Genomic DNA, 6,128 nt, shown 5'->3' with positions numbered 1-6,128 from the left:
CCATCCTGTGGCGAGGAGCCCGTTCCTCATCTCACCGGCACACCCGTGGCAAGAACCTCATGCCCCACAACACCTAGCATGAGGGCATGCGCCTGCGAGAGACGGTCCCAGCCGATCTGGATCTCTTCCTGGGCTGGGTGTCCTCCGAGGCGGACATGGTGCTCTGGTCCGGACGCACCTTCACCTGGCCGCTGGACCGCGGGCAGCTGGAGAGCTACCTACACAATGATCAGCGTCGGTACTGGACCGGGCTGGACCCCGAGTCGGGTAAGCCGGTCGGTCACGCCTCCCTGCTGGTCGACCACGACGCAGCCATGATGCGACTCGGTTGCGTACTGCTCGATCCCGCAGCTCGAGGGCGTGGCCTGGGCCGCGAGCTGATCAGTACAGCGGTGCGCACGGGCTTCGAAACCACGGAGCTGCCGACCATGAAACTGGGCGTGTACGCGCACAACGTCACGGCTCGGCGCGTGTACGAGGATCTGGGGTTCCGCCAGACTGGCCGGGTGCGCAGCACCGAGGTGAACGGCCAGCCCTGGCATGCCGTGGAGATGGAGCGACCACGAACCGACTGAGCCGCTCCTGCCTGCTGGCTCTCTTCTCGGATCGACCGGGGCCGTCACGAAGGTCACGCGCTGCAATTGGGGTTCCCATCGGACATGGCGTCGGTGTCCGGGAAGTGGTGTTTGTCGCTGTCGTGCACTGGTGGCGACCATGTCCGGGGATCGGGGCGCTGCAGAGGGCGGCGTTATGCTTCACGGGTGACTCCAGAGGAACTTTCCGCTGCCATTTCCGCTTGTTTGCAGGCCGCCGTCGAGGCCGGTGACCTCCATGTTGACCTCCCGTCGGAGGTGCGTGTGGAGCGACCGAAGAACCGGGAGCACGGTGACTGGGCCACGAACATCGCCCTGCAACTGAGCCATAAGGCGGGGAGGAACCCGCGCGAGCTCGCCCAGGTCCTCAGCGACCGCCTGGCCGGCATCGACGGCGTCAAGAGCGTCGACGTGGCCGGCCCGGGCTTTATCAACATCACCCTGGACGCCGGCGCGGCGGGCGAGCTCGCCCGCACCATCGTCGAGGCAGGGTCCGCCTACGGCACGAACGACGCCCTGGCGGGTCACACCATCAACATGGAGTTCGTCTCGGCGAATCCCACCGGGCCCTTGCACCTGGCCCACACCCGCTGGGCCGCACTGGGCGACTCGATCGCCCGTGTCCTGCGCGCCAGCGGTGCGGCGGTGACGGCGGAGTACTACATCAATGACGCCGGAACGCAGATGAACACCTTCGCCGCCTCCGTCCTGGCCACCATCAAGGGGCGACCGATCCCGGAGGGCGGCTATCCGGGGGAGTACATCGCCGATCTTGGCCGCCAGGCGCTGGCTGCCCGGCCGGAGCTGGCGGAGATGGATGACGAGGAGGCGCTGCCGATCATCCGCGAACTGGCCTACCGGGCGCAGATGACCGACATCGAGGAGACCTTGGCCGACTTCGGGGTGCACTTCGACGTGTTCTTCTCCGAGTCGGACCTGCACGAGGGCGGAGCGGTGGGGCAGGCGGTGGACCGCCTGCGGGAGCAAGGACACGTCTTCGACCTCGATGGTGCTGTCTGGCTGCGCACCACCGACTTCGGCGACGACAAGGACCGTGTCCTCATTCGGGCCAACGGTGAGCCCACGTACTTCGCCGCGGACGCGGCGTACTACCTGTCGAAGAAGGACCGCGGGTTCCCCGAGAAGATCTATCTGCTCGGTGCCGACCACCACGGCTACATCGGCCGGCTGCAGGCCATTGCCGCCTGCGCCGGGGACGACATGGAGCACAACATCCAGGTGCTCATCGGCCAGATGGTGTCCGTGAACGGAGCCCGCCTGTCGAAGCGGGCCGGGAACATCATCGAGCTGCGGGATCTGTTGCAGTGGCTCGGCAAGGACGCGCTGCGGTACTCGCTGGGCCGGTCGTCGGCGGACTCGGCGATGTCGATCGATCCGCAGCTGCTGCAGAAGAACACCAACGAGAACCCGGTGTTCTACGTCCAGTATGCGCATGCCAGGACCCACGCCGTGGCCCGCAATGCGGAGTCGGCCGGCGTGGACACCGGCAGCTTCGACGCGGCGTCGCTGGACCATCCCACCGAGGGCGACCTGCTGGCCGCGCTCGGGCAGTTCCCCGGGGTGGTCGCCCAGTCGGCGACCTTCCGGGAACCACACCGCGTCGCCCGGCACCTCGAGGTCATCGCCGGCACCTACCACCGTTGGTATGACGCCTGCCGGGTCGCTCCCCTGGGAGACGCTCCGGTCGAGGACGTGCACCGCTCGCGCCTGTGGCTGAACAACGCCACCCAGCAGGTCCTGGCCAACGGCCTCGACCTCCTCGGCGTTTCGGCACCCACGAGGATGTAACCGAGTACGGAGCAATCTGTCCCGTGGATTCTCAGTAGAGGTTCCTTTGCGGGTGAAGGTGGATGGGATTCCCGCCGAGGAGTTGGCCGTCTTTCGCTGCGGCATCACCTGGGCGTGAGGACCCCATTAGTAGGGACGCGCGCCACCCCCCTTCGACGTGTGCCTTAGCACATTATGGGGGAGGGGTGTGGATGCGCGGTGCCGTCTGAAGGGTCTCGCAGATCGGGGCAGCGACCGTTCGCGCTTACGCGCGGCCCCAGTGACAGCCCATCGGCGCCTCGAAGGAGTTCCGGTCATGACCAGCCCACCACAGGACCCGGGCAACCCTGCTTGCCCGTACGAGTCCTCCCGCAGGACCCCGCCCCGATACTCCTCACAAGGATGGCCCGAAGGCGCGGATCGTGGCCCCGGGCAGCAGCGTGGGGCCGTGCCGGCGCCGCGGCAGCTCCAGCGGCTGCTGGGTCTGACCGTGGCCTCGGGCGCCCTGTATGCGGCACTTGGGGTGTTGGTCACGATCATCTACGCCACGACGGACTTCGCCGCGATGTACCAGCGCATGGGCATGCCGGCCGAGGACGCCGGCCAGATCGGGACCATGGTCGAGCAGATGCGCGGGATCTCGATGGCCTCCGGGGTGATCGCGGTGGTGGTGTTGCTGGGTCTGTACGCCACCGCCTACGTCTTCCTGCGCAAGGGCGCGAACTGGGCTCGGATCACCGGCATCGTGCTGGCGATCCTGAGCTCTCTGGGCTTTCTGGGCAATCTCTTCGGGTTCTGGCTCTACGGGCAGTGGGCGATTGTGCTGATCGGCCTCGGGATTGCCTTCATCGTGGTCAACATTGCTTGGTTGGTGACCGCCTTCGGCGCCCCGCTGCGTGCCTGGTTCACCCGACCCCGCTACACCCGGTGAGACCAGAAGGGACGACGCACCCCCCTGTACTGCGGCCGCGACCCAGCTGAGCATGGCCCGCCTTCACCGCTCACGACGACGATAGGGACGCACCATGGCAGTCGAAGCACGACCCACTACTGGCACACCGGGCCCGTGGTTCCGCACCCTGTGCGGGGCCATCACCCTGGGGCTGAGCCTGGTGTGCGTGCTCTCATCCCTGCCGTACCTGACCACGACCTCCGGCAGCGAGCAGCTGACCATCTGGGGGTTCTTCCTCTGGGGCGCCGGGTTGGCCGTCGGCGGGGCGTGGCTGATCCGCGGCCGGTCCAAGGGCCGGGACATCGTCTTCGTCCGGGACCGCCGACGCCTGCTGACCGTCGCGGCCTTGACCGTAGTAGTCGTCGGCATGGCGATCTTCTTCGCGACCCTGCCCGCCGAGGAGGGCGACATCTTCGACGCGTCCCTGGCGTATCGGACGATGTTCGCCAACCTCTTCGCGACCCTGCCGTTCATGCTCTTCGACCGGGAGGGCCACCAGCAGTCCACCACCCCGATGCCGCAGGATCCCGCCGGACGGCAGAGGGTGAAGCGGCGGATCGGTCTACTGGTCCTCGCCGGGGTGGTGGCCTGGCCGGCCGGGGTGGTGCTGGGAGAGCTGGTGCACCCGTGGTTCGAGGAGATCCTGCCCCGCCTGGCCGCCGGGTTATTGGCCGCGGCCGCCGTGCTGGGCTACCGGCTGCGGAAGTCCCGGCCCTCGGGGACCGGACCCGACGCGTCCCCGGACCGGTAGGACGTGCACCAGGCCATGGTTGCGGTGAGCCCACGACCCCGGGGAAGGACAGGCGATGTTCGTGGCACCGGGAACCGGTGAGGGGCCCGCCCCGAAGAAGGACCGGAAGTGGCTGTGGGGGCTGGGCGCGTGGCTGTTCTGGTTCATCATTGCCGACGAGGTGTTCGAGGCCGCACTGGACTGGTTGGTGGCCACCGGCGGGTACGGGTTCTCCAACGCGATCATCGGGCTGCTCACCCTGGGCGGGTGCTTCATCGGCATCCAACGGCTGCACGTCAAACACCGGCGCCTGGAGACCGAGGGCGACCCGGACCCGCTGCCGGCACCCTACGACTACCAGACCCAGGCCCAGGGCGGGGTCTTCGCGGGGTGGGCGTTCGGGATCATCACCTGGGTCGCCACCGCGGCGTGGTTGGTCTTCGTCGGGGTGGGTTCGGCGATGACGTTCTGGCCGATCCTGGGGACGACGATCCTGTGGGTCGGGCGGATGGAGATGGCCCACGCGCGCGTCATGGACGCCCGCCGCGGCCAGCCGCCGGCACCTGTCGACTACGACTGAGCAAGGAAGGCCGAGGGTGCCCCAGGCACCCGAACCACCTGGACGCCCCGAGCCCCGGCTTTACATATGGCCCGGCTATCAGCCGCTCCACGAGAACGACATTGCCTGTGGGGTTGGCCCGTGCGGGGGTAGGCCCTGTCCTGATGGGCGTGCTGGCCGTTCTTGCACGTTCCCCACAGGGATGCTGTTACCGAGGGGCGATGGGTCAAGCGTCGTCGTCCTGGCTCCACAGCCAGTGCAGGTAGATGGCGCCCCATCCCGGGCCCAAAGCGTCCACCAGGGCGTTGGCCACCGTGCGGGCGTCCACCCAGGGGTACCGCTGACCGATCCGCGTCGCTTCCTGGCAGATTCTCTCCGGATCGTGGCCCTCGTGGTGCAGGGCGAGGGTGGCTTCACTGAGCCGGGCCTCGAAGAGCCGTCGATCCGTCAGGGGCACGGGCTCAAAGGTGATAGACATCAGACTCCCTCAGGTCAACGATCGCCCCAGGGAGCCGGAGTTGCTCCCACGAGCAGCTCCGCAAATGGTGGAGACATAGTAAGCAACATCACACTCGAGTGGCTATTCGAGGCTTTATCTCATGTGGTATCCACCCTGAAGCTCCTCGGAGCGGCGCGAGCCCCCACGGCAACGGTGCAGCGAACTCTGACAAATCCACCGGAGTCAGGGGTGGGCGTTGACTGCCACCGACAGCTCTCCGGGCAGCTCATCGAGGTACCTGGAGGTGGTGGTCACCGAAGCGTGACCCAGCAGCTGGGCAACGACCTTCATGTCCCAGCCTTGGGACTGCCGCACCGATAGGTCAGGTCAGGGTGTCACCTATTCGTGCGGCAGTCCCGGACCTCGTGGTGCACCCGGCCGTGGCAGTCTCCGGCGTGGAGCAGTTGAGTGCTGCGACCTTCACGGTCTCCTCGCCACTTCCGGTCGAGGTGATGACGGCGTTGGAGAGTGCACGGATCCCCGCCTCCGGGCCATGATTGCCGACAGTCGCCCCGGGTGCACGTCAGGGGTGGTCACCGGGTGCGGCCAGAGGTGTGGCCGACAGATAAGGGGGTCTTCCATGTCGATGGGCGCCTCGTCCGGTTTCATCCTGCTGTGGGTGCGGGTGGGTCTGTGGATGGTCCTGACGCTGCTGAGCGGATGCACCGACACCGAAGTCCTCGGCCCCGGAGTCCGGGACTCCGGCCGGGCCGATTCCAGCCAGGGCCCGCCCGTGCCTGCTCATGAGCGGGGCAGAGAGTCCACCGGCGGGGACCGATGACAGGCCCCCGGGCGGGGGACGGCATGGTCCCGGCTCACCAGGGCAATCCCCAGGCATGCTCCCCGCTGCCACATTAATCAGGGTGCTTACTAGTAGGCTGTTGCGAGGCGGCCCCGGCGAGTGAGGCCACGCAGACGCCATGGTCTAGGTGTAAGAGGGCGTGACGTTATTGACTCGGGCCGGGGTGCGTGAGGCCGGGGGCTGATCGCCGCAGGCGGTGTGGGGC

The 6,128-nt window shown here is 67.6% G+C and carries 6 protein-coding genes; 5 read left to right on the top strand and 1 reads right to left on the bottom strand.

The genetic code is table 11. The features are described from left to right. The first annotated feature begins 86 nt into the window (after nt 1-86). The 5 genes from BJF77_RS00290 to BJF77_RS00270 all read left to right on the top strand — a co-directional run bounded on the left by BJF77_RS00290 (nt 87) and on the right by BJF77_RS00270 (nt 4,643). Nucleotides 87-575, top strand: coding sequence for a GNAT family N-acetyltransferase (locus BJF77_RS00290; RefSeq protein ID WP_075870951.1), 489 nt, complete (start codon nt 87-89; stop codon nt 573-575). Between the two features lie 186 nt (nt 576-761). Further along, nucleotides 762-2,402, top strand: coding sequence for an arginine--tRNA ligase (gene argS / locus BJF77_RS00285; protein WP_075870950.1), 1,641 nt, complete (start codon nt 762-764; stop codon nt 2,400-2,402). 295 nt (nt 2,403-2,697) lie between these two features. After that, a complete protein-coding gene (locus BJF77_RS00280) occupies nt 2,698-3,312 on the top strand; it encodes a DUF2207 domain-containing protein (protein ID WP_139318361.1) in 615 nt (204 codons plus the stop codon). 94 nt (nt 3,313-3,406) lie between these two features. Continuing rightward, on the top strand, nt 3,407-4,084 hold the full coding sequence (locus BJF77_RS00275) for a hypothetical protein (RefSeq protein WP_139318360.1): 678 nt from the start codon (nt 3,407-3,409) through the stop codon (nt 4,082-4,084). Between the two features lie 55 nt (nt 4,085-4,139). Beyond that, nucleotides 4,140-4,643 (top strand): hypothetical protein, encoded by a 504-nt coding sequence (locus BJF77_RS00270; protein WP_075870947.1) that lies wholly within the window; start codon nt 4,140-4,142, stop codon nt 4,641-4,643. 205 nt (nt 4,644-4,848) lie between these two features. Here the strand turns inward: BJF77_RS00270 and BJF77_RS00265 are convergent, their stop codons facing one another. Next, complete coding sequence (locus BJF77_RS00265) at nt 4,849-5,100, bottom strand: hypothetical protein (protein WP_075870946.1); 252 nt, start codon at nt 5,098-5,100, stop codon at nt 4,849-4,851. Between the last annotated feature and the right edge of the window lie 1,028 nt (nt 5,101-6,128).

Source organism: Kocuria sp. CNJ-770 (assembly GCF_001942375.1).
Taxonomy (GTDB): Bacteria; Actinomycetota; Actinomycetes; order Actinomycetales; family Micrococcaceae; genus Kocuria; species Kocuria oceani.
The sequence above is the reverse complement of the archived record's forward strand: the minus strand, read 5'-3'. Positions and strand labels throughout refer to the sequence as shown.